At 47.8% G+C, this 22221-nt stretch carries 19 protein-coding genes, 5 tRNA genes and 2 pseudogenes; 12 read left to right on the top strand and 14 right to left on the bottom strand.

The window, feature by feature from the left end; genetic code table 11:
- Nucleotides 1–205: 205 nt before the first annotated feature.
- A complete protein-coding gene (locus OB87_RS01885) occupies nucleotides 206–1453 on the bottom strand; it encodes a glycosyltransferase (protein ID WP_033567733.1) in 1248 nt (415 codons plus the stop codon).
- A 771-nt stretch (nucleotides 1454–2224) separates the two neighbouring features.
- Nucleotides 2225–2300 (bottom strand) — tRNA-Asn (locus OB87_RS01880).
- 384 nt (nucleotides 2301–2684) lie between these two features.
- Between OB87_RS01880 and OB87_RS01875 the strand changes: the two are divergent.
- Nucleotides 2685–2951 (top strand): annotated as a pseudogene (locus OB87_RS01875) (LysR family transcriptional regulator); the annotation flags it as partial.
- Nucleotides 2952–3014: 63 nt separating this feature from the next.
- On the opposite strand, the gene cycA reads toward OB87_RS01875, so the two are convergent.
- Nucleotides 3015–4418 carry a D-serine/D-alanine/glycine transporter gene (gene cycA / locus OB87_RS01870; protein ID WP_033567732.1) on the bottom strand — a complete coding sequence of 468 codons (1404 nt, stop codon included), beginning with the start codon at nucleotides 4416–4418 and terminating at the stop codon, nucleotides 3015–3017.
- Between the two features lie 326 nt (nucleotides 4419–4744).
- Here cycA and OB87_RS01865 point away from each other — a divergent pair.
- A tRNA-Lys gene (locus OB87_RS01865) sits at nucleotides 4745–4820 on the top strand.
- A 299-nt stretch (nucleotides 4821–5119) separates the two neighbouring features.
- Here OB87_RS01865 and OB87_RS01860 read toward each other — a convergent pair.
- Nucleotides 5120–5344, bottom strand: a complete 225-nt coding sequence (locus OB87_RS01860; protein ID WP_033567731.1) for a DUF2594 family protein — start codon at nucleotides 5342–5344, stop codon at nucleotides 5120–5122.
- 649 nt (nucleotides 5345–5993) lie between these two features.
- Here OB87_RS01860 and uvrY point away from each other — a divergent pair.
- From uvrY to OB87_RS01830, 6 genes are all read left to right on the top strand, one after another.
- Entirely contained in the window at nucleotides 5994–6650 is a 657-nt protein-coding gene (gene uvrY, locus OB87_RS01855) for a UvrY/SirA/GacA family response regulator transcription factor (RefSeq protein WP_033567730.1), read from the top strand.
- Nucleotides 6643–8475, top strand: a complete 1833-nt coding sequence (uvrC, locus tag OB87_RS01850) for an excinuclease ABC subunit UvrC (RefSeq protein ID WP_033567729.1) — start codon at nucleotides 6643–6645, stop codon at nucleotides 8473–8475. Before uvrY ends, uvrC begins: the two co-directional genes overlap by 8 nt.
- Nucleotides 8476–8532: 57 nt before the next feature.
- On the top strand, nucleotides 8533–9081 hold the full coding sequence (gene pgsA / locus OB87_RS01845) for a CDP-diacylglycerol--glycerol-3-phosphate 3-phosphatidyltransferase (protein WP_033567728.1): 549 nt from the start codon (nucleotides 8533–8535) through the stop codon (nucleotides 9079–9081).
- Nucleotides 9082–9222: 141 nt separating this feature from the next.
- A tRNA-Gly gene (locus OB87_RS01840) sits at nucleotides 9223–9298 on the top strand.
- 25 nt (nucleotides 9299–9323) lie between these two features.
- Nucleotides 9324–9397: transfer RNA gene (locus tag OB87_RS01835), tRNA-Cys, on the top strand.
- Between the two features lie 8 nt (nucleotides 9398–9405).
- Nucleotides 9406–9492, top strand: a tRNA-Leu gene (locus OB87_RS01830).
- Nucleotides 9493–9701: 209 nt separating this feature from the next.
- Here the strand turns inward: OB87_RS01830 and OB87_RS01825 are convergent.
- The 5 genes from OB87_RS01825 to OB87_RS01810 all read right to left on the bottom strand — a co-directional run bounded on the left by OB87_RS01825 (nucleotide 9702) and on the right by OB87_RS01810 (nucleotide 11620).
- Nucleotides 9702–9998, bottom strand: coding sequence for a TM2 domain-containing protein (locus tag OB87_RS01825; protein ID WP_033567727.1), 297 nt, complete (start codon nucleotides 9996–9998; stop codon nucleotides 9702–9704).
- 259 nt (nucleotides 9999–10257) lie between these two features.
- Nucleotides 10258–10509, bottom strand: a complete 252-nt coding sequence (gene lysC / locus OB87_RS20950; protein ID WP_235425225.1) for an Rz1-like lysis system protein LysC — start codon at nucleotides 10507–10509, stop codon at nucleotides 10258–10260.
- Complete coding sequence (gene lysB, locus OB87_RS01820) at nucleotides 10394–10834, bottom strand: Rz-like lysis system protein LysB (RefSeq protein ID WP_033567726.1); 441 nt, start codon at nucleotides 10832–10834, stop codon at nucleotides 10394–10396. The genes lysC and lysB overlap by 116 nt, the downstream gene beginning before the upstream one ends.
- Nucleotides 10831–11319: a glycoside hydrolase family 24 protein gene (locus OB87_RS01815; protein WP_033567725.1), complete on the bottom strand. Its 489-nt coding sequence runs from the start codon at nucleotides 11317–11319 to the stop codon at nucleotides 10831–10833. The genes lysB and OB87_RS01815 overlap by 4 nt, the downstream gene beginning before the upstream one ends.
- Entirely contained in the window at nucleotides 11309–11620 is a 312-nt protein-coding gene (locus OB87_RS01810; RefSeq protein WP_033567724.1) for a phage holin family protein, read from the bottom strand. The genes OB87_RS01815 and OB87_RS01810 overlap by 11 nt, the downstream gene beginning before the upstream one ends.
- A 690-nt stretch (nucleotides 11621–12310) precedes the next feature.
- On the opposite strand from OB87_RS01810, the gene pelL reads away from it, so the two are divergent.
- Nucleotides 12311–13588 carry a pectate lyase PelL gene (pelL, locus tag OB87_RS01805; protein ID WP_033567723.1) on the top strand — a complete coding sequence of 426 codons (1278 nt, stop codon included), beginning with the start codon at nucleotides 12311–12313 and terminating at the stop codon, nucleotides 13586–13588.
- Between the two features lie 67 nt (nucleotides 13589–13655).
- Here the strand turns inward: pelL and OB87_RS01800 are convergent, their stop codons facing one another.
- The 3 genes from OB87_RS01800 to OB87_RS01790 all read right to left on the bottom strand — a co-directional run bounded on the left by OB87_RS01800 (nucleotide 13656) and on the right by OB87_RS01790 (nucleotide 17384).
- Entirely contained in the window at nucleotides 13656–14936 is a 1281-nt protein-coding gene (locus tag OB87_RS01800; protein ID WP_033567722.1) for a cellulase family glycosylhydrolase, read from the bottom strand.
- 396 nt (nucleotides 14937–15332) lie between these two features.
- Nucleotides 15333–15710 carry a cytochrome b562 gene (locus OB87_RS01795; RefSeq protein ID WP_033567721.1) on the bottom strand — a complete coding sequence of 126 codons (378 nt, stop codon included), beginning with the start codon at nucleotides 15708–15710 and terminating at the stop codon, nucleotides 15333–15335.
- A 237-nt stretch (nucleotides 15711–15947) separates the two neighbouring features.
- Nucleotides 15948–17384 (bottom strand): EmmdR/YeeO family multidrug/toxin efflux MATE transporter, encoded by a 1437-nt coding sequence (locus OB87_RS01790; RefSeq protein WP_033567720.1) that lies wholly within the window; start codon nucleotides 17382–17384, stop codon nucleotides 15948–15950.
- A gap of 418 nt (nucleotides 17385–17802) precedes the next feature.
- On the opposite strand from OB87_RS01790, the gene OB87_RS01785 reads away from it, so the two are divergent.
- Entirely contained in the window at nucleotides 17803–18288 is a 486-nt protein-coding gene (locus OB87_RS01785) for an anti-virulence regulator CigR family protein (protein ID WP_033567719.1), read from the top strand.
- Between the two features lie 256 nt (nucleotides 18289–18544).
- Nucleotides 18545–18745 carry a protein DsrB gene (gene dsrB / locus OB87_RS01780; RefSeq protein WP_033567962.1) on the top strand — a complete coding sequence of 67 codons (201 nt, stop codon included), beginning with the start codon at nucleotides 18545–18547 and terminating at the stop codon, nucleotides 18743–18745.
- 40 nt (nucleotides 18746–18785) lie between these two features.
- On the opposite strand, the gene OB87_RS01775 is transcribed toward dsrB, so the two are convergent.
- Together OB87_RS01775 and OB87_RS21130 are read right to left on the bottom strand one after the other, a co-directional pair.
- On the bottom strand, nucleotides 18786–20513 hold the full coding sequence (locus tag OB87_RS01775; protein WP_033567718.1) for a methyl-accepting chemotaxis protein: 1728 nt from the start codon (nucleotides 20511–20513) through the stop codon (nucleotides 18786–18788).
- A 441-nt stretch (nucleotides 20514–20954) separates the two neighbouring features.
- Nucleotides 20955–21065, bottom strand: a pseudogene (locus tag OB87_RS21130) (iron-containing alcohol dehydrogenase); the annotation flags it as partial.
- A gap of 804 nt (nucleotides 21066–21869) precedes the next feature.
- On the opposite strand from OB87_RS21130, the gene flhD reads away from it, so the two are divergent.
- Complete coding sequence (gene flhD, locus OB87_RS01770; protein ID WP_033567717.1) at nucleotides 21870–22220, top strand: flagellar transcriptional regulator FlhD; 351 nt, start codon at nucleotides 21870–21872, stop codon at nucleotides 22218–22220.
- The last annotated feature ends 1 nt before the right edge of the window (nucleotide 22221 follow it).

Genomic DNA, 22221 nt, shown 5'->3' with positions numbered 1-22221 from the left:
ACCATAGACTGTTATGGGTTAGAGATAACCCATTGTATTGATAATCTTTTCTGTATCCCTGTTTAACGCATCCTCCCTTTTCTGCCTACTGTTCAGGAGAATACGTGGATGAGTGAGAAAAACAGTTGGCCGAGGTGGTGCGTGGCTCGCGCTTGGTGCACCACCTTGTCAGCCATGATAGATGACTGTGCGTTTGGCCTAGGTATCAACCTCCGGCCATGTGCCTGGCGTAGGCCTCACGCACGGTATCAACGATTTGGTCGCAGACCGCTTGTTCGGAAGGAAACTGTTGGCGGATTCGCTGACAGTGTTCCGCGATATCAGGGTCATTCAACAAACGCTGCAGTTTATTTTCCAGCTTGTCCATGTCGCTTTCCTGCAACCATTCTCCACATTTCATGGCTGTTACCCGACGGGCGTTATCGAACTGGTCAAAGGCGCTGGGTATCACCAATTGAGGGATCCCGGCCGCGAAAGCTTGCGCCATCGTGCCAATGCCGCCGTGATGGATAATGGCGGCGCATCGATGCAGGTATTGACCCAGATTAATATGGTTCTCGGCGCGAACGCCCGTATCGCTCTCCAGCTCAGGGTACGGCTTGCCGACGATCAGACATTGGTAACCGCGTTGGCGGATTTTTTTTACCAGCGAGATTGCCAGTGGGCGTTTGGTGCTGAGTGCCCAACTGGGCATAAAAATCACCGTGCGTTCACGCGCGATAAATTGAGCCAGGTCGTCGTCCTGCTGATTGTCCAGCAGGTTAAACAACGGAAAACCAACCTGACGCACATGGGCAGGCCAGTCTGGCAATGGCGAGGCGAACCATTGCGGAAACAGGCACAGCAACGCCGCATCGGTACGGTGCGTCCATGACGTCAGGACGCGCTCGATACGCGGTAAACCCAGTCGGATTCTGAAAGCATTAATAGACGGTGCCAGTTGGCGGTCGGCCAGATATTTCTCGACGAGATACAAAAACAGGCGACGCAGGCGTACGGGTAAGCGACGAATCCACATCAGTTGCCGATGGTAGGGCGGATCGTAGCTGGAGATAAATGTCGATGGCGTAACGCGGACCGGAATGACACAGCACCCATGGGTTTCGCTGAACATTTTTGCGGTAAAGGACCACAGCGAGGTAAGAATGACGCAGGTGTGATCTACCCAAGGGGCCAGCGCGTCATAGGCGAGTTGTTGCTGTGCATTCATGAAATTAACCATTTCACTGAAGGCGGAGCGGTGATGCCATAAGCGTTGTGAATTGACAGCCTGTAAATAATCTTCACTGGTGCCAACTGAAATAAAATTAAGCCCTCTTTCTTTTGCGGTTTTTTCAAAATACGAGTTGGTACAAAGATAAACATCCATTCCGGCATTCTTCAATGCTTCACCTATTTTGATGAAGGGATAAACATCCCCGGCGGAGCCAAGTGTGGACAAAAATACCCTCATGATTTCCTCCCTGAATCCAGAAATAACGGGTGTGCTCTTATCCTTGAGCAGGATCTATACCCAAACTAATTCAAGTTGCAGATACATTAATTTTCCTATTCTTGAATTATTTAGGGCTATAACAGTCATTGATGGTAATACTGATTAACGTTTTTTAACTTTTATCCATTGGTGAACATCCTTGTTATATGAGATTGCAGCTGCGCTGTAGGCACGCGCCACGTCCGGCACCATGTCGCACTGCGGTTTTGCCGTCAGACAGCAGTAATAAACATTGGTTGAGTCGAGTATTCTGGGAAGTATAGGGGAGTCAATGGATGCCTGTACAGGCATTATTTTTGCGTGCGTTTTTAATATCAGTCACCTGTCAGAAGTTATTTATATAGGGAAATAAAATAGCAGATTGATAAATAACACCGATATATTATCACGTTGATTTTTTATTATTAGATATACCCGTCATACTTCAACGTGCAGAGATGCTCGCAGTGTTACAAGACCCTAATGGGCCAACGAAACTCAAATTATTTTGGGTTATAGAGAGGGGATAACTAATCGGATGACTATTATCTGGTTTCATCATGCACGATGGTGGAAAGCCGTTATGACTCGGCTACATCATGCTTAACCGTCCGGTGCGGTGATCTTAATATCTTGCGCCGTTACGTGTTGGTTTGTCGTCAACACGGACTCGTGAGGTTCACGCTCCGTGGGGCGCGTTGCATAAAGAAAAACGCCTCGCGATTCTTTCGAATCGCAAGGCGTTGAATTTGGCTCCTCTGACTGGACTCGAACCAGTGACATACGGATTAACAGTCCGCCGTTCTACCGACTGAACTACAGAGGAATCGCTAAGTGGTGTGGATAATAGCGATAGCCTGATAGCTTGTCAAAGCATGTTAATGTCAGGCACGACTGTTTGCTGAACTTATGAACAACTGATTGAAATTGCTGCGGTAGTCGGTGCGTCTCATGTCTGTTGAGTGATGGAGCTTGTGAGCGGGTGCACTTTCAGATAGCAAGAGTTGCACTGTTTTGGTGCGTGAGAATTCTGGCGACAGGATACGGCGGACAGCGATAGAGAGATTAGTATTGTTACTTTCGCCGCTATCGCCATTGCTTTTACTTATTTTTAAGCGGGTTAAGCCATCGCCACACTTTTTTTTATGATAGTGAAATGATCTGGCGCGCTTCTTGCTACTACTTAGCCGTAACTATTCAGGAGGTACACATGAATCTGAGACGGCTCAAATACTTTGTGAAAATCGTTGATATTGGCAGCCTGACCCAGGCCGCTGAGATGTTGCATATCGCGCAACCCGCGCTGAGCCAGCAAGTTGCCACGCTTGAAAGCGAAATGGAGAAGCAACTGCTGGTCCGTAGTCGTCGTGGCGTAACGCCGACTGAAGCGGGCAAAATTCTATATTCTCATGCACAAACTATTTTGAATCAGTGCGAACAAGCTAAACATGCGGTGAATGGTGTACGACAAACGGTAAGTGTCTAATCAGGTACGGTCAGCTACGTCATCGGGCGTAGCTGACCGTATTGGCCTGATGCGTCACGCCAGGGCGTTGACTCTACGACGGCGAATAAACTGATAGGCGATAGCCAGAGCTACAAACCACACTGGCGTGACCATCAGCGCCTGCAAGGTATCCGGCTGCAATGTCAGCAGTACCATCACGAAAGCAAAGAAAGCCAGACATACCCAGCTCATTACTATTCCCCATGGCATTTTGTATGACGATGCCTGGTGCAGTTGCGGCCGATTTCGGCGGTACACCAGATAGGAACACAAAATGATACTCCACACGAACATAAACAGAATGGCGGATACGGTGGTGACCAATGTGAAGACTGTCATCACGTTAGGGATTAAATAGATCAGTACGACACCGGAAAGCAGGCATAGGCAAGAGAAAAGCAGCCCTGCTGAAGGCACCGCCCGTTTTGACAACTGCCCGAAGCGCGCTGGCGCATCACCTTGCCTGGCCAGCCCAAACAGCATTCTGCTGGTCGAAAACACCCCACTGTTGGCGGATGAGGCAGCAGAAGTCAGCACCACAAAATTAATGATGCTGGCAGCGGCTGGCAAGCCAACCAACACAAACATCTCCACAAAGGGACTACGGTCTGCCGCGATGTGGCTCCATGGCGTAACCGACATAATCATCATCAGTGCAAATACATAAAACATAATGATACGTATTGGTATGGCATTGATGGCACGTGGCAGAACCACTGTTGGGTTTTTGGTTTCTGCTGCCGTGGTGCCGACCAACTCAATACCAACAAAAGCAAACACAGCTATCTGAAAACCGGCGAAAAAGCCGCTGATCCCTTTCGGAAACATACCGCCGTCTTGCCAGAGATTGGTCACGGAGGCTACCGCGCCGGAGGGGGATGTAAATTGCATGATAACCAGTACTGCACCAATCACGATCAGCGCGACGATGGCGACAATCTTGATCATGGCGAACCAGAACTCCATTTCGCCAAACAGTTTAACCGTAGCCAGATTTAAGGTGAGCAGCAGCAGAACGCATAACAGGGAACTGATCCACTGCGATAAATCTGGAAACCAGAATTGTGCATAAGCGCTGATGGCAACGACATCAGCAATACCGGTCACCACCCAGCAAAACCAGTAAGTCCAGCCAGTAAAAAAACCGGCCCACGGCCCCAGCAGGTCGGCGGCAAAGTCGCTGAACGATTTGTAATTGAGGTTAGAAAGGAGTAACTCGCCCATCGCGCGCATAACGAAAAACAGCATGAACCCGATGATCATGTAAACGAAAATAATCGAAGGACCCGCAAGGCTGATGGTTTTTCCTGACCCCATAAACAAGCCAGTGCCGATAGCACCGCCGATGGCAATTAATTGAATATGACGGTTGGTTAGATTGCGCCGCAGGTCGCTATGTCCAGTGGTGTCTGGGACGTGGTGCGTTTGTTCTGTCATGTAATGTGATTTCCGGATTGTGTCTGCCAGGGTGAGGGCGCTCATCAGACCTCGCCAGCTCCCCATGTGATATAAGAAGTTAGAATGGTTAATAGTAACACGGTATTCTTCGTATGATGAGCGAGGCGTAATACCGGTAATGCCGGTACATTCTTCAGCCGGTGGTGAGTTTATATCCAGGAATCAATGAGAGGGAAGTTGGTTGTTAATGAGAGGGAACAAAATAGTGATAGGTTACAACATGTTCGCCGATTTCCTTGTAGGATGAAAAAATAAGATGAACCATTTGACAGATGACGCTAAGAAGAGAATAATCCGTCCCCGTTGGGTCGTTAGCTCAGTTGGTAGAGCAGTTGACTCTTAATCAATTGGTCATAGGTTCGAGCCCTATACGACCCACCAACACTTACTCTTCATTGTTTTCAATTTATTTCCTCAGAAACGTTCCCTCATCATTTAATTCTCTTTCTGGTTGTTTTGTTAATATTTCTCTGGTCAAAAAATGCCAGTCAGCAATGGCCATAGCCATTAAGTTATTATCTTTTCATTTATTAGCTAATAGCCTGCTTTGTTGACGAAATATAAGTCATAATGCCAACCTTTTTGCATCGTGGCATTTATTTTTGCTTGTTTACTGTACGATAACAGTGGGTGTACCCATCGGACTGTCATCTATTGCACTGACGTCCGATGAGTTTTGATTAGCGGCGATAGACTGTTTTGATTTGCTTAATAGTGGTACTAAATATTTCCGCCTGAGCAGGGTCTTCCAGTTGGGCAATATATTTTTCCATGCTGACGATGACCTTTCCTGCATCAGCCTGACCAATGGATTTCAGCATCAACGTCATCAGCACTTTCAGGCAGCTGACTTCATGTGCCAACGTTTCGGGTGTGGAGGCTGTCGGAAAGTCGTTGTTGTTCATAGTGTCTCCTGTAACAAACGGAAGCCGACGTGGTGGAGCCAGACACGGGTTCTGCGCAGCCACACACCTCGGCGACATAAAAAAATTTGGCTTTATTATACCATAGATGTGAATACATCTGGTCAGGAAAATAACCATTCTGCCCTATTAAGTTGTATTCTTTTTATCTGTTTATGCCACATTCTGCCTATATTTTGTTAACGTGTTTTTGGCTTTTAAATGCGTTTGATTAGATACATTGCAACTTTTATATGGATATTTTGGGGCAGGTGTATTATTTGTAGTAAACAGTCGGTGCGGCAACGTGACAAGACAGTTACAATGATGGAAAAGAAAGCAATCGTGCACCCAATTGCCTGTACTTACAAAACTTGATAATCTATTGATTAAATTTAGATTTTGACATTTTTTAGACAGTAGAATCTGTCTGTTTCTCTAAAAAACCAGGTTGGAAATATGAATACTGTGATGGAAGTGAGTTCCACGTTTGATACACAGTCGCTATCATTCAGGAACTTAGAGAATAACACCACATGGTAGAATAAAAAATACATTTTTAATTTAAAAGTGTATTCATTTTTTCTAAACCACGTAGTACCACCTGCAACAAACTCGTCTGTAAGTGTTACTCTTTTTGGAGAATTGTTCTTTGATTAGCGTTTTTCTTGTTGATGACCATGAACTGGTGCGAGCAGGGATACGGCGCATTCTTGACGATATTAAAGGCCTCAAGGTTGTTGGTGAGGCGCAGTGCGGTGAAGATGCGGTCAGATGGTGCCGTAATAACAGTGTGGACGTTGTGCTGATGGACATGAACATGCCGGGAATCGGCGGTCTTGAAGCAACGCGCAAAATTGTACGATTTTCCCCTGAAATTAAAGTTATAATGCTAACGATTTACACAGAGAACCCGTTGCCTGCTAAAGTGATGCAGGCCGGGGCTGCGGGTTACCTTAGTAAAGGTGCTACGCCGGAAGAGGTGATCTGCGCCATCCGCTCTGTTCATGCTGGCAAACGATATATTGCGTCGGATATCGCCCAGCAAATGGCGTTAAGCCAGTTGGAACCGCAGACGGAGACACCGCTGGAGTGTCTGTCTGAACGCGAATTGCAGATCATGATGATGATCACCAAAGGGCAAAAAGTGACGGAGATCTCTGATCAACTCAACCTTAGCCCGAAAACGGTTAATAGCTACCGTTACCGAATGTTCAGCAAGCTGAATATTAATGGTGATGTTGAGCTGACGCATCTGGCGATTCGTCACGGGTTATTTAGTGCGGAGACATTGATTAGTAGTGACTGAACGTTTTGATGCCCAGGCTTTTCTGAAGACCGTAACCAGTCAGCCTGGGGTTTATCGTATGTATGATGCCAGCGACACGGTTATCTACGTCGGTAAAGCTAAAGATCTGAAGAAACGCCTTTCCAGTTATTTTCGTGCTCATGTCGCTAGCCGTAAAACAGAGGCTTTGGTGAAAAGTATCCGGCAGATCGATGTAACGATCACGCATACTGAAACCGAAGCGCTGTTGCTTGAGCACAACTATATCAAGCGCTACCAGCCGCGCTACAATGTGTTGCTGCGTGACGATAAGTCCTACCCCATGATATTCCTCAGCGGGGATACACATCCTCGCCTGTCCGTTCACCGTGGTGCCAAACATGCCAAGGGCGAATACTTTGGCCCGTTCCCTAATGGCAACGCTGTGCGTGAAACTCTGATGCTGCTGCAAAAGCTGTTCCCCATTCGTCAGTGTGAAAATAGCGTCTATCGCAACCGTTCACGCCCTTGCCTGCAGTATCAGATCGGCCGTTGTCTGGGGCCGTGTGTGAGCAGTCTGGTTAGTGAGGACGAGTATCAGCGCCAGGTCGACTATGTACGCCTTTTTCTGTCAGGCAAAGATCAACAGGTGCTGACCCGCCTGATTGAGCGTATGGAAGCGGCAAGCAAGGAATTGAGGTTTGAGGAAGCGGCACGTATCCGCGATCAGATCCAGGCGGTACGGCGGGTGACCGAAAAGCAGTTTGTTTCCGGTGATGGCGATGACCTTGACGTCATTGGTGTGGCGTTTGAAGCCGGTATGGCGTGTGTGCACGTGCTCTTTATCCGTCAGGGGAAAGTGTTGGGCAGTCGCAGTTATTTCCCCAAGGTTCCGGGTGGAACAGATCTGGCTGAAGTGGTGCAGACATTTGTTGGCCAGTTCTATCTGCAAGGCAGTGTTTCCCGCACCTTGCCATCAGACATCCTGCTGGATTTTTCGCTGCCGGAACATCAGTTACTGGCTGAATCGCTGACCGAACAGGCGGGTCGCAAAATTCAGATTCAAACCCGGCCACGTGGCGACCGCGCGCGCTATCTTAAACTGGCGCGTACCAATGCCCAGACAGCATTGACGACAAAGCTGTCGCAGCAATCGACAATTCAACAGCGCCTGGTTGCACTGGCATCGGTTCTTGAGATTGAAAAAATCAACCGCATGGAGTGTTTCGATATCAGCCATACCATGGGGGAACAGACTGTAGCATCCTGTGTCGTGTTCAATGCAGATGGACCGCTGCGCTCGGAGTATCGTCGCTACAATATCGCGGGTATCACGCCGGGGGACGATTATGCAGCCATGAATCAGGTGCTTCGGCGCCGGTATGGCAAGTCGATTGATGAAGGCAAGATACCCGATGTCATCGTGATCGACGGTGGTAAAGGGCAACTGGCCCAGGCAAAGGATGTCTTTGCGTCATTGCAAGTACCTTGGGACAAATCACGGCCTTTATTACTGGGCGTTGCAAAGGGTAGCGATCGCAAGGCTGGTCTGGAGACACTGTTCTTCGAAGCGACAGGCGAGGGGATCGCGTTGCCTGCTGATTCACCGGCCTTGCACGTCATTCAGCATATTCGTGACGATTCACATAACCATGCCATCAGTGGTCACCGTAAACAGCGTGCTAAAGTGAAAAGCACCAGTTCACTGGAGACTATCGAAGGGGTGGGGCCGAAGCGGCGGCAGATGTTATTGAAATACATGGGCGGATTACAACCGCTAATGAATGCCAGCGTGGAAGATATCGCTAACGTGCCGGGAATTTCGTATGCGCTGGCAGAAAAAATCTTTCATGCATTGAAACACTAGAGGCAATGTAGCAACATAACCCTATTATCTTTCTGGCCAGGCAGTTACCCAGACGCTATGCGATTTAATATTCCTACGTGGCTTACCCTGTTTCGTGTTGTGCTAATCCCATTCTTTGTGTTGGCGTTTTACCTGCCATTCGACTGGGCACCAATGGTATGTGCAGGCATTTTTGTCTTTGCAGCGGTGACAGACTGGTTTGACGGTTTTCTTGCCCGTCGGTGGAAACAAACCACACGGTTTGGTGCCTTTCTGGATCCGGTGGCTGACAAGGTCATGGTGGCCGTTGCGCTAGTGCTGGTGGCTGAGCATTATCATTCCTGGTGGATCACGTTGCCTGCCGCCACAATGATTGCGCGGGAGATTATCATTTCCGCATTGCGCGAATGGATGGCGGAACTGGGCAAACGCAGCAGTGTGGCGGTGTCCTGGATTGGTAAAATCAAAACCACGGCACAGATGGTGGCGTTGGTCGGTTTATTGTGGCGGCCAGAACGCATGGTCGAAGCTGCTGGTGTGGCGGCGCTCTATGTGGCGGCTGTGCTAACCTTTTGGTCGATGTTTCAGTATCTGAGCGCTGCCTGGCGCGATTTGCTTGAACATTGATCGCCTCGGTTTAAAAAACAGCAAACGATCCTAGTGGGATGATAATTTTATTGACTCACTGCGTCAGGTAAGTAGAATGCACCGCATCGACAGCGACACGGTTTATTGAAAATACTTGATAAACAAAGTGTTCTGTAGGATGCGGGAATAGCTCAGTTGGTAGAGCACGACCTTGCCAAGGTCGGGGTCGCGAGTTCGAGTCTCGTTTCCCGCTCCAAATAGATTTAGCAGTATCAAGGTAAGGCGCGTTGGCAGAGTGGCCATGCAGCGGATTGCAAATCCGTCCACCTCGGTTCGACTCCGGGACGCGCCTCCAAAATCTGAGCCCAGATGGTGGAATCGGTAGACACAAGGGATTTAAAATCCCTCGGCGTTCGCGCTGTGCGGGTTCAAGTCCCGCTCTGGGCACCATGTGCTAACGCCTTGTAAGATAAGAAAATAATTTAAAGAACATGACCGCCATGAGGCGGTTTTTTTGTGCCTGTAATTTGGCAAGTGGCGACAGCGCTTTTCAGGTACAAAAAAGCGGCTTTCAATCAGCCGCTACTGTTAATTATGGCTAAAGTAACCAAGGTGAAAAAACCAATGCTATTGCTGGTTTTTCCCTCTATATGCTTCTTTTAGCCATATTTTCTTGCAAAGTCTTCGTCTGAATTACAGAGATATATGATGAACTCAATGAAGGCGATTAATGACGGGATAAACGTCCAGCAAAAAATAAGATACAAGAAGCCTTGACCAATTTTCCCCAGGTAAAACTTATGGACACCCAGTCCTCCTAAGAAAAAGGCCAATAATGCAGCGGCAATACGGCTCTTGGTGCCAGCGATCCCTTGAGTAGCTCCACATTGCGGGCAAGCTTTCGCAGTACTGTGAATTTCCTTACCACACCCCCGACAAAAAACCATGTCAGCCATACTAACTCCTATTAATTTTGGTTTTGTTTTGATTTTTTAAAAAAACGGAAAAATCCTATACACATTCTATTGTGAATGCAAACTTAACTAAGTCATGGCACTCATGTGGATTTGGTAACACGTTCGGATGAACAAAGTTAACGAGCATCCTCTGCTATTAAGCGCGTAACTTGTACCGACGGCCATTAGTTGAAACCCGCGGCCATTGCTGGACGCGGGCTACTTCTCACTATCTGATTACCGAGTGTTTGCGTTGCTTTTATTCTTGCCTGGTTTTCAATGCGGGCACGGTTGCCGTGATGGTATCGCTTTGGTTTTGACAGGCAATAATGGTATCTACTTGATCGGCGCAACTTGCCAGCGCAGCTTCAGTTTCATCCAGCAAACTGTTTAGTTCACCGTTGGTTTGCGGACTGGCCGCTGGGAAGCGGCAGGGCGTTAGCCTGGGACAACCATTCACGGTAAGCACGGCCACCGGTGAAGGCGGGGTGCTGGCGCAGCCGGATAATATCAGTAGGCAAATCAGTATCAGCCCAGCGTTTAAGCGCTTCATTTTCATGTTGTAACCTCATCACCACTTTTTGCCGTTCAGAGAGTGCAGCCTGAGTCTCGGCAGCCATGTCACGCAGTCGTGCCTGTTCAAGGTTGTTGCGTTCAGCCTGTTCGGATAATGTTTTCAGCTGGCTGGATTTTTCATCCAGCGCTGTCTGTTGTAATGACAATGTCTGTGCTTGCTGTTCGGTTAACTGACGGGCGTTGTGCAGCCGCCAGGACTGCACGCCCACTCCTGCGCCAAGCGCCATCATGATGGCCGCGATGATTATGGCGCTTTTCATGCCAGTTTCCCGCCCGCTTGCTGGTACACGGCGACCAACCGCTCGGTGTTATGCTCGCGCTGACCGTAGCCTGCTCCTGGTAGTGAGGCCCAGATATTGTTGCACCGGGTAATGGCACTGGTAAGCCGACCTTGCGTGATGTCGTCCAATGCGCGTTGTTCCCGAATCAGCTGGATGGCCAATGTATCCTGTGAGTCGGGACCGAAATCCGGCAGTGCGAGCTGTGTTTTGTAGGCAGGCCAATAGCGATAAAGCTGCTGATAACGTCCGGCAGCGGTGGAGCGCTGTCCCTGTTTGTTGAAGATTTTTCCTGGGCGGCCATTGGCGAATGGATGGTCGTGGTAGTCGGTGAAGATCTCCGGTTTGCCGTCAATCCCGGTCACAATCACATCGTAGCCACGATTACGGGTGAGCGGGTGTGTCGCGGTTCCTTCGGAAAAGGCTAACATGTCCAAAAATGCAATGAGATTCGGGTTATTGAGCATCGTTATGTTTCTCCGGTGTGTTTTTTTTCCCCAGTTGGCGAACACGGCGTTGAATAAGCAGTTCAATCGTCTGGTAGCCAGCGATGCCCAGTGCGGCACCGATGCCGTTGATAGCGACGGGGGATAGGTCGGGGAACTGCACTAGAGCGATGCCCGCCATCATTGAGACAAAACCTCCCAGCATCACGCGACCAATAAATAACCGCAGTGTGATGGGCTCACTGCTCGCCAGCACTTTGCCGACGGCAATGAGTGTGCCGATGATAAATAGAGAGACGATGCTTTTATCTGTTTCATTCATGTGTGAGTCCAGTCATTGGTTTTTCAGGCAGAGTAATAACGGCGGAGATAACAGGATGTTTTCACGCGTTGTCTCGCGCTATATGCAGGTCATTAAACCAGTTGACGTATGGTGATGGCAGCGATGGGTGATGGTTCAGTTATCAGCAAACAGGAACGTGCTGGATGCACGAGTAGGGGAATGCGCAGTCGATGTTGTCGGTCACGGTGAGGATAAAGCATCCGTGTAGGTATACTTGCTGTTAAATATAATGGTTATCTTATTCACATATATAGCGGTGCTCTCAATTCTGAATTAATACACTAATAATGTTATTTTTATTTAGACAAGTGACAAATGTCTTTTTTTGTTTTTTATTTGATTTTTTATCGTGAGAAGTGAGTTGTGAGTGGCATATACATCTTTAACAATCGAGGTCCTCCCTTGATAGTCAGTATTCATATATTGTAAACATAGTATACTTAGACTACCTCAATATGCAGGATGCAATGTACTCAGAACAGCTTCTGTTCAAGGAAAACCGAAGGAATGGTACTTTTCCAACGTAATTTTCACCGTGACAGGCTGACTCATTGGCTATCGATTTTAGATGTAGTGGATCGCAGCCTTTTCCCCTCCTGACGACATTTGCCAATGTATGCATCTTGAGGACGATGGATGGATGATTTTTACAACATCATGAGGCAAAGGATGAAATATTTAAATTGTTTTATCAGTACCGGGTTAGCGGCATTCTTTCTGGTAAATAGCACATCAGTTCTGGCAGCAGATTGTAGTTCTGATCTTACCAGTGGGATTAGCACTAAGCGTATTTATTATGTTGCACCGAATGGTAATAGCAGTAATAACGGCAATAGCTTTAATTCGCCAATGAATTTTTCTGCTGCCATGGCAGCGGTTAACCCCGGCGAATTGATTCTGCTGAAACCAGGAACCTATACTATTCCCTATACACAGGGGAAAGGGAATACGATTACATTCAATAAATCCGGAAAAGAGGGTTCGCCGATTTATGTGGCCGCCGCTAATTGTGGTCGGGCTGTATTTGACTTCTCATTCCCGGACAGCCAATGGGTACAGGCGTCTTACGGGTTTTATGTGACTGGCGATTACTGGTATTTCAAAGGTGTAGAGGTAACCCGAGCCGGATATCAAGGGGCTTATGTTATTGGTAGCCATAATACTTTTGAGAATACAGCATTCCATCATAACCGTAATACCGGACTTGAAATCAATAACGGTGGCTCATATAACACGGTCATTAATTCAGATGCTTACCGTAACTATGATCCTAAGAAGAACGGTAGTATGGCCGATGGTTTTGGGCCGAAACAAAAGCAAGGACCGGGTAACCGTTTCGTCGGTTGCCGGGCTTGGGAAAACTCGGATGATGGATTCGACTTATTTGACAGCCCACAGAAAGTGGTGATCGAAGATAGTTGGGCCTTCCGTAATGGTGTTAATTATTGGAATGACAGCGCGTTCGCTGGTAATGGCAACGGGTTTAAGCTGGGGGGGAATCAGGCGGTTGGTAATCATCGTATTACCCGTTCTGTCGCGTTTGGTAATGTGAGCAAAGGTTTTGACCAGAATAATAATGCTGGCGGTGTTACTGTGATAAATAACACGTCATATAAAAACGGTATTAATTATGGTTTTGGGAGCAAAGTACAGTCAGGTCAGAAACATTACTTCCGTAATAACGTGTCACTGTCTGCTTCTGTAACGGTCAGTAATGCGGATGCGAAGGCTAATTCATGGGATACGGGACCGGCGGCTTCTGCTTCCGATTTCGTCAGCCTGGACACGTCTCTTGCGACCGTATCTCGTGATAATGACGGTACGCTGCCGGAAACGTCATTATTCCGTTTGTCGGCTAACTCAAAGCTGATTAATGCGGGTACAAAAGAGAGCGGTATCAGCTATTCAGGTAGCGCACCGGATTTGGGCGCATTTGAACGCAATTAAGTAGTGGGTGTTGATATCAGGGCTGCAATCATGCAGCCCTGTTTCTGGGGTGAAAAAATTTAATCAATCAGTTACAGCTACCAACCTGCGCCCAGGATGCATCGCTACCCGGAACGGATGAGGTGTACCAGTTTGCGGTGTAAAGGTTGCCTTTATAGATAATTGATTGGCCCGCTTCATTATGGTTGGGCTGCCCGCCTGCCCAGTCTTTACTAACCCAGTTGGGGTAAACGTTGACATTGGTACAATCGGCAGTCGCCGGAGTATCGGTAGTCGTAGGTTCATCAACTACAGGCGTTGTAGTGGTATCCGTTGATGGTTCGGTTGTTTCGCTGGCGGCATTGCTCACTTTATATGGCCAGCTTTGAATGATCGATTTTACTTTTTTCCCAGATTCAGTCAGGTTTGTAGAGTCCGGATAATAGGTTGAGGCCCCCTCGTTTTTATCATTTAACGCCCAGTTTGCGTTGCTGATATTGTTATCTCGCATAAACGTTACCCAGGCATCAGTTTCTGTCTGATTCACACCACCATTACCATCAGCGTTAACTGCACCCCACTCAGTGACAAAAAGTGCAATACCGTTATTTAATGCCTGACGTGCTTTATCACGTAATGATGCCCCATGAGTTCCGGCGTAGAAATGTAGCGTATAGGCGATGTTCTTGCCGTTGATCGGATCTCGTGAGGCTTCATCAACGTTTTGCGACCAACTGGGTGTCCCGACAATAATGAGGTTGTCTGGGTCAATGGCACGAATGGCGGAAATAACTGCTTCGGCATAAGGCTTAATGGTGTTACTCCATGATACCTGTAGCGGCTCGTTATAAATTTCATAAATAACATTCGGCTTGTTACCATATTTTCGTGCCATTTCCTGGAAGAAGCTAATGGCTTCACTGCGATTGTTTTCTGCAGAATGCGAGTGCCAGTCAATAATGACATACATATCGTTGGCAATGGCAGCATCCACGACTTTTTCTACTTTGGCTTTGTTGCCAGCGGGGTCCTGAAGATAACCACCGCTGTCCTGAACACCCATCGCCGCCCGAACAATGCTGGATTTCCAGTCTTTTTTCAGCGAAGCAACGGTATCTGCCGTGTAGAACTTCTCACCACCCCAGCCATTATTACTCCAGAACAAGCTGTTGCCAGCAAAGCTCTTGGCTTTTTCACCTGCATAGATTTTATTGCCGTTGACGGATAATGGTTCAACACTTGCCCAGACATTACTGGAAAGGCAGGCAAGACCGAATCCTAAACAGGCGAAAGATATAAACAATTTTTTACGGGGGGTATCTTTTTTGCTATTGATGGATGTATTGCTATCCAAATAAGAGAGAGGCATAAATGAATCTCCATTTCATATGACACTGTGTCAGTGTTAACTGTAAATAGAATATGTGGTTGGTTTTATTCTATTCAGTCGGTGCGTTCATCAATATACCAATACCGCATATGATGAAACTCACTAGGTTATAGTGGATTTTCTACAGTAGATCCAGATGCCCGGCTCATTCTCGGAATTTTCAATACAATCTTTGCCGATGATGTTAGTCATCATGAAAATGCGCAGTTGTATTTTTTTGATGGTGCCTGTGGTTTCCTAATATGCTCACGATGAGGAATAATCTGACGATATAAAGCGATGAAAAGACGTCGTTATGCGGTTTTATTAATGCCGGATAGGAAAGAAGGAAGGCCGCAGCAGAGATAAGGAGCCAACTGCTGCGGTGCGGGTGAATTATACGCCCAGTTTTTTGTGGTACTCGGCGCGGGTTTTCTTCAATTCATCGGTGGCGGTTTTGGCTTCTTGCAGTTTGCCTGCATCAACCAGGGCGATAGCTGCGTCGATTTGTTTGAGCAGTTTATCCAGGCCTTCGTTAAACACGGCGCTGTTCGGGCCTTTGTTAAACTCCGGGTCTGCTTTGGCCTTGGTCGCATGGGCTTTCAGGTTCAACAAGTCTGCTTTTAGCGTAGCGGCATCATTGGCACTGGAAGCACTCTTGTAGCTCTTTGCCATTGCACCCATTTCGTCTTTGACGGCAGCCTGACTCGTCAATGGCAGGGCTACCGTAGATGCCGCGATTGCCAGGCCGATAGCCATAATAGTTTTTTTCATTGCTCACTCCTGTTAGTTAGCCAGATGGCAGGTATCTCTCTTTATTAGTTTTCGGCAGTATTCACGACCCAATATGTATGGTCAAATGGATTTTATATTGCAGGATAATGATAATTATTAAAAATAAAGGGAATTGAGACGCACTTCGGATTAAATGATTAGCCACCGTGATGATTCTGTTCTTATGGAAACAGTGAACGGCGCGCTCCTAAATATGTTTTGAGAATGCTGATTTTCTTACCTGTTTTGATTAACCGTCGGTTTGTAGCGCCACAACCATTTGCCGCTGACCATACGGTGATAAAACAGTGCACCACGGACGATCCAGTCAAAAAACATTCCCATCCAGACGCCGATTACCCCAAATCCTAGCATAATGCCCAGAATATAACCGGCGACCACCCGGCAACCCCACATACCTGCCAGCGCAACCCACATAGTATAGCTGGCATCTTTAGCTCCTTTCAGGCCGGCGGGTAGCACCCAGGAAGCCGCCCACGCGGGCATGAACAACGCATTAAGCCAGATCAACTGCTTAACCACGGTAATCACATCGGGTTCGTTGGTATACATTGAGGCCATCAATCCAGCCGTCGGTACAGAGAGCAATGCCAATGCACATAAACCAACATTAGAAAGCCAGAAAATATACTTCAACTGCCGTTCCGGTTGCATACGCTGCCCTTTACCCAGGCGTGATCCGACAATGATGGTCGAGGTTGAACCCAGTGCGTTACCTGGCAGGTTAATCAGTGCGACAATTGAAAAGGCAATAAAGTTGCCTGCAATGACCTCGGTTCCCATGCCAGCGACAAATCGCTGGGTGATCAATTTCCCCACATTAAACATGACCGATTCAATGCTGGCCGGAATGCCGATGCTGAGCACCTCATAGAGAATGGTGGTGGTGAATGGTGCGAAATAGCTCTGAAACGGGATGCGCAGCGCACTGTTGAAGCCTTTGGTCAGCGCGAGCACGACACATAACGCGCCCAGATAACGCGAGAGCGTGATCCCCAGCCCTGCGCCAATGAACCCCACGCCTTGCCATGAAGCCACGCCATAAATCAATACGCCGCTGAGCAGAATGTTCAGGATATTCATCCCGATATTGATGATCATTGGCAAACGGGTGTTACCAGCACCGCGCAATGCGCCACAGCCGACCAGCGTGATAGCCAACGCCGGGTAACCCCATACGGTAAGGCGCAGGAATGTCAGCGCCAGAGATTTCACGGCCGGTTCGGCATTATAGGCAATCAGGTCGATGATGACTTGACCAGCAAACTCCACCAGCACCACCAGTAGTAGGGAGATCAGCACCAATAATGAGATCGATTGCCGTGCGGCTTGCCGGGCCTGTTTACGATTACGCTGACCCAGACTAAACGCCACCACAACGGCAGTCCCGAGCGCGACTGCGGTGAAAAACGCAATAATCAGCATGTTAAAACTGTCCGCCAATCCCACGGCGGCCATGGCCTCTTTGCCCAGCCAGCTAACCAGAAAAGTGCTGAATATTCCCATCAACACCACACACAGCCCTTCGATAAAGATGGGAACCGCTAATGGTGTAATTTCACGCCAGAACAAAACTCGGTTGGAATGACGTTTCTTGTACCAGGAGGTGTTTCTCAGAGTATTCAACAGCTGCTTGGCTGTATTCAAAATCATGTTATCTATCTTCGTATCACAGACTGAAGGAGGACAAGTGTCACAAACCTTTTTTATTACGAACTGAGCATATTCTTTATCTAAACCAGAGTGCCGTAACCAACAAACGCAAACTGAGGTCAGACTGGCGTTGTGTTATACCTGAACACAGCGGCTGAATTACATGTTCATAAAACTATTCACCGTGGTGATTATAAAAGCATGTAGAGCAAGGTGGAGGCGATGATATCAGAAAAACAGCAATTCAGATGAAACGGTGTTTTAAAAGTATGCGGCGATATATTCATCTGCCAGTGACATGAATGCAGCGCTGATGTGCCATGTACGCCGATAGACAAAAACTGAGAAATTCCCTATTTGTCCTGATATTCGCGCTATATATATTCCTTATGGTTTCCATTCATAATAAGGTCGCATTATGTCTACATCCTCTTTTTCAGTGCTGGCAATAGTGCTGGCTACCTCTGTGGTTTTGACTTCTGTTCCAGTATTGGCTGAGCCTGGAGGGAAGGGGCAGGGCAATGGTGGAGCCGATTATCAATGGCAACGTGATAATCCTCGTCATCAGGAAGGGCACCCAGGCACTGCGCGGTCATCCATGCCTGATGATGGCGGGCGATCGCCGGATCATAATCGTTTCTCATATTCATATAATGATGCGCGGCGTCTTGCCGTCGATCATGGCTTTACCGGTTATCGCGGGCTTCCTCCTGGCGTTGCGAAGAATCTGGCCAGAGGGAAACCTCTGCCGCCGGGGATTGCTCGCCGTGCCGTACCGCCTGAAATGCTGCGGGGGTTGCCGTCTTATCCTGGGTATGAGTGGCGAATTGTCGGTAAGGATCTGGTATTAATTGCGATCAGCACGGCGGTCGTGACCACCATTATCAACGGTGTGTTTGACTGATGGTTGTGTCTGAAGCATGAACGTGGAGTCGCAATAAAGAAAAAGATGTTCAGTCACCTCGTCCTCTGTGCCTGGGGTATCGACCTTATGTGCTGCTTCTATGCTGTTATTCTGAGGAAACGTGGGTTTGTCCCGGTTGAGGAGGAACCCGGCGGCCCGGCAGTTGGAGTTTGACAATACCGTCGGTAGATTGGCATAAGTGGTTTCGTCCGGGCTGTACGGCAGCGTCGGGATGAAAAGAAGAAGAGGTGAACGATTGAACGTAAATGATATGGTGACAGTAAAGACCGATGGCGAGGTGCGCAGAGAAGGAGTCATTCTGGCGGTGGAACCGTTTCAAGAGGGAACCATGTACCTAATTGCATTGGAGGAGTACCCCGAGGGGATCTGGTTCTTCAACGAGCTTAACAGCCCAGAAGGCGTCTTTGTCGAACGGCGTCAATCAGCGGAAAAATAAACAGGCCGATACCGTTGTTAACCGTATCGGCCTGCCCACATCAGAAGGTTTCCCAGTTATCACTGCCCGATTTAGTGCTGGAAGAAGAACTCAGCGCCGCAGTTGATGTAGCCAATTGCGGTTTTGGCGCAAGAGGAGCCGGTGTGTACCCTTTATCCTGATGATGGCCGATAAGTTTGAAGGCGGATACCGCACGGGTCAGCACCATCGCCTGTTCTTCGAGCGATGAGGCAGCAGCAGAAGCCTGTTGCACCAGTGCGGCGTTTTGCTGTGTGACGCTATCCATTTCGGAAATCGCCTGCCCAACCTGAGTGATACCACGGCTCTGTTCATCCGAGGCAGAGGCGATTTCATTCATAATATCGGTCACGCTGCTTACGGCCTGAACGATTTCATGCATGGTCTGCCCTGCTTTGTCTACCAGTTCTGAGCCACTATGAACCAGAGACACGGATTCGGAGATCAGGCCTTCAATTTCCTTGGCCGCTTGAGCACTGCGTTGTGCCAGGCTGCGTACTTCTCCTGCCACCACTGCGAATCCACGCCCTTGCTCGCCCGCACGGGCCGCTTCTACTGCGGCGTTCAATGCCAGGATGTTGGTCTGGAAGGCGATACTGTTGATCACGTTGGTGATTTCAGAAATTTTCCGTGAGCTGCCGGAAATACTGTTCATGGTGTTAACCACATTCTCGACGATTTCGCCCCCTTGTTTCGCCTTGCCTGAAGCGTTAGACGCAAGCTGGCTGGCATGGTGCGCGTTGTCGGAGTTCTGTTTTACGGTTGCAGTCAACTGTTCCATGCTGGCGGCGGTTTCTTCAATCGCTGCCGCTTGTTGTTCGGTGCGGGAAGAGAGGTCGCTATTACCAGCCGAGATCTCAGTGGTTCCCTGATAAATGGAGTCTGCACTGTCGCGCACGGTGGAAACCGTATGTACCAACGATGCCTGCATCTGCTGGATGTTCTGGCTCAGAATACCGATTTCATTTTTGCCATAGGTTTCGTTAGGCTGGGTCAGATCGCCCTGAGCAATACGTTGAATACGCTGTACCAGACGGTTCATCGGCTTAATCAGCGTACCGCGTAAGAACAGGAAGGTCAGCAGGGTCATGGCGATGGCAATCGCGAAGCTGACAGCCATCAACGTGTAACCCATCATGGCCTGATACTGTGCGTTGCTATTAAGCGCTTTGGCTCGTTCGGTACGGAAGGCAATCGCTTTCAGTAATGGCTTATTGTAGGCTTCGTCCAGCACACGAACCTCTTCCGATTCGTGCGTCAGTATTTCTTCGAAGTAACCATCTTTCGCCGCTTTAAGCATCGGCATGATGCCTTTTTCAACGTAGTCGTTGTAGGCCTTGTTCAGTTCTGGTTCCAATGCCAGGTCCGTGTCGGTTTTGACAGCACGGTTCTCATACACTTTGAAGGCGTCTTTTGAGGAGGCAATACGCTGTTCCGCCTGCTTCAGGTTGTTATTGAATACCTCCGTGTCACCGACGCGAACCGCGGCACCAGCCTGGATAATGAGCAGGCGAGCGGTTCTGAGATGGTTGGAACTGTTTGACAGCCCGAGGCGGACGTCAATTTCCTGAGTAACGTAATCCAGGCTCTGATTGGCGCGCACTAAAAAGTAACTGGCGGTGCCGATGGCCAGGGCGAATAACAGCATGATCCCGCCCAGAATGATGACAAATAACGGCACCAGTCCAAGATTACCCAATATGCCGGTTTTACCCTGTTGTTCAGACTTTGACATCATTTTCATATCCATTCGCTCATTTTCAGGAAAAATATATGTACATCAACCGTACTACGCGCAGGTGTAGTTTGGGCGTTTTTTGGTTTCTGGAAACAGCTGTGTGGCGATCCGTACTCAAATACCAACATAATCTAACATCGGCATATAATGTGAAACATTCATGAATTTCAATGCGATGTCGATCACGAATCTGGCGGCAGAGGCATATCAAATCCTGTTATTTATATATTTCAATTATTAGGCAATTAGTCCGCGTGATGGATGTCTAAAAACGGGAAGGCGTGTACCTGGAAATGGCATATGGACATGGCGCATTGGCTTACTGTGTCTGAGTAGCAAGGCCGGGGTTTAATCACGCTGACGTAGGACCCCTGCTTAGTGCCTGTGGCGGTATCAGTCCGGAATAATTTGAAAACCAGAACCTCGCTTAGGGCTGTGTCCACAGTACGTGGGTATGATCAAACCACCACCTATCGCTAATAATGAATCAATCTTATTCGCTTTCACAGCGTCGACTGCTCGTATCAACGTCTCATATTGTGGGTTAGGTTCAATACCGTCGAATTTGAAGCAGGTATAATGAAGTAATATCCGTCAAATTTTATCCAGCGAGCGTATTTCATGGCGTTATTTACACCATAAGTTATTAGTATGCAGGCATTTTCCGGAACGTATTTGACAATCCCAGTCAGTTTACCTGGTCCAATCAGGGTCCTTGCTGGGTTGAAATACTCACCGTCCAGCATGAAAATAGCGCCAGTGTATTGCTATACGGATATTCATTACACTAATGAAATAGTAACTAATGTGATAAAATTAAAAATATTAATGTAAATCAAAGTGGTTGTAGACGCGGGGTTTAATCTGATAAGTAGATGTGCCAGTTTTTTACTTTTAAAATCAATTGATTGGATTTATCTTGTCGGGCGAAATTCTACGGTGAGGAGTTTTTTTCTCCTGTTGTGATCATATTGTGTTCAGGAAAATTTCACAGCAGGGCAAAAATCAGTGAAATATTATGTTTTGCCTCTTTCATTTTTGTGATAGAGGTCACATAATTATCAAAATGCTGATATGCCTGCGTTGTATGAGTCAGGTCGAAGGCGGTACAGTGGCGGAGGATTAGGATTAATCCTACGTTCTATGTTGGACGCAATACAGAGAAAGGATGAGCCTGGAGTTATGAAGAGATGGAGCCTCAGACGCATCAATGTTGATGCTGTATTTTTCGTCATATTAGAAGATTATAAAGTAGTAGAATTGTCTGGCACCGATAGTTTTCATGCCACCTATGGAGAGTGATTGTTTAGCGGGTGAGCAGTCTATCACCTAACTTATGTTTGAAACATAGTCTGTCGGGATGGGAATATGGGTACCTCTGAATTGCTCAAGCACATATATGACATCAATTTGTCTTATTTGTTACTGGCTCAGCGATTAATAAACGACGAAAAAGCATCAGCGATGTTCCGGTTAGGTATCAATGAAGAAATGGCTGAGACATTGATGCAGCTGACTTTGCCGCAAATGGTAAAGCTCGCTGAAACCAACCAGCTAATATGTCATTTCCGCTTCAGTGATCACAATACGATTAAGTTATTAACACAAGAATCCCGGGTTGATGATCTGCAACAGATTCATACCGGTATTTTGTTGTCGAGTCATTTATTACAAGAGCTGTCTTCAAAAGAAGAAGGCTTGCCTAAGAAAAGGGCATAAT

The organism is Dickeya undicola (assembly GCF_000784735.1).
In the GTDB taxonomy this organism is placed as follows: domain Bacteria; phylum Pseudomonadota; class Gammaproteobacteria; order Enterobacterales; family Enterobacteriaceae; genus Dickeya; species Dickeya undicola.
The sequence above is the reverse complement of the archived record's forward strand: the minus strand, read 5'-3'. Positions and strand labels throughout refer to the sequence as shown.

Excerpts from the sequence above, each read along its gene's own strand:
- OB87_RS01825 (WP_033567727.1), bottom strand. The coding sequence starts at position 9,998 with ATGGCTGACATGGTTTTTTGTCGGGGGTGTGGTAAGGAAATTCACAGT.
- pelL (WP_033567723.1), top strand. The coding sequence starts at position 12,311 with ATGAAATATTTAAATTGTTTTATCAGTACCGGGTTAGCGGCATTCTTT.
- OB87_RS01790 (WP_033567720.1), bottom strand. The coding sequence starts at position 17,384 with ATGATTTTGAATACAGCCAAGCAGCTGTTGAATACTCTGAGAAACACC.
- OB87_RS01775 (WP_033567718.1), bottom strand. The coding sequence starts at position 20,513 with ATGGATATGAAAATGATGTCAAAGTCTGAACAACAGGGTAAAACCGGC.
- pgsA (WP_033567728.1), top strand. The coding sequence starts at position 8,533 with ATGCGATTTAATATTCCTACGTGGCTTACCCTGTTTCGTGTTGTGCTA.
- flhD (WP_033567717.1), top strand. The coding sequence starts at position 21,870 with ATGGGTACCTCTGAATTGCTCAAGCACATATATGACATCAATTTGTCT.
- OB87_RS01800 (WP_033567722.1), bottom strand. The coding sequence starts at position 14,936 with ATGCCTCTCTCTTATTTGGATAGCAATACATCCATCAATAGCAAAAAA.
- OB87_RS01810 (WP_033567724.1), bottom strand. The coding sequence starts at position 11,620 with ATGAATGAAACAGATAAAAGCATCGTCTCTCTATTTATCATCGGCACA.
- OB87_RS01815 (WP_033567725.1), bottom strand. The coding sequence starts at position 11,319 with ATGCTCAATAACCCGAATCTCATTGCATTTTTGGACATGTTAGCCTTT.
- cycA (WP_033567732.1), bottom strand. The coding sequence starts at position 4,418 with ATGACAGAACAAACGCACCACGTCCCAGACACCACTGGACATAGCGAC.
- lysB (WP_033567726.1), bottom strand. The coding sequence starts at position 10,834 with ATGAAAAGCGCCATAATCATCGCGGCCATCATGATGGCGCTTGGCGCA.
- OB87_RS01860 (WP_033567731.1), bottom strand. The coding sequence starts at position 5,344 with ATGAACAACAACGACTTTCCGACAGCCTCCACACCCGAAACGTTGGCA.
- OB87_RS01885 (WP_033567733.1), bottom strand. The coding sequence starts at position 1,453 with ATGAGGGTATTTTTGTCCACACTTGGCTCCGCCGGGGATGTTTATCCC.
- OB87_RS01795 (WP_033567721.1), bottom strand. The coding sequence starts at position 15,710 with ATGAAAAAAACTATTATGGCTATCGGCCTGGCAATCGCGGCATCTACG.
- OB87_RS01785 (WP_033567719.1), top strand. The coding sequence starts at position 17,803 with ATGTCTACATCCTCTTTTTCAGTGCTGGCAATAGTGCTGGCTACCTCT.